The organism is Paraburkholderia sp. SIMBA_027, assembly GCF_046535315.1.
GTDB classification, from domain to species: Bacteria; Pseudomonadota; Gammaproteobacteria; order Burkholderiales; family Burkholderiaceae; genus Paraburkholderia; species Paraburkholderia tropica.
Genome location: NZ_JAWRWY010001255.1, coordinates 1 through 249, shown reverse-complemented (window position 1 = coordinate 249; position 249 = coordinate 1). Strand labels below are relative to the sequence as shown.

The 249-nt window shown below is 57.0% G+C and carries 1 protein-coding gene; it reads left to right on the top strand.

Translation table 11 applies throughout. The features are described 5' to 3' along the window. Nucleotides 1-249: LysE family translocator (locus tag SB764_RS43175; protein WP_410867192.1), on the top strand; the 249-nt coding region annotated here is incomplete at both ends.

Sequence of the window (249 nt, the reverse complement as noted above, 5' to 3'; positions counted from 1 at the left end):
GGGCCAAGTGGTCGGAGGGCTGTATCTGGCCTGGTTGGGGGTGTCCAGCCTCCTGGCCAGTTCGGACAGCGTTGCCACGGTGCAAAAAAGCCAGCGTCATTTTTTCTGGCGCGCCCTGAAAGTGGGGTTGTCCAACCCGAAAGACATCCTGTTTTTCCTCGCTTTCCTGCCTGGGTTCATCGAACCCAATGGCGACTTCATTAAACAGGGACTGATCCTCGCCCTGATCTGGGGGGTGATCGATATCAC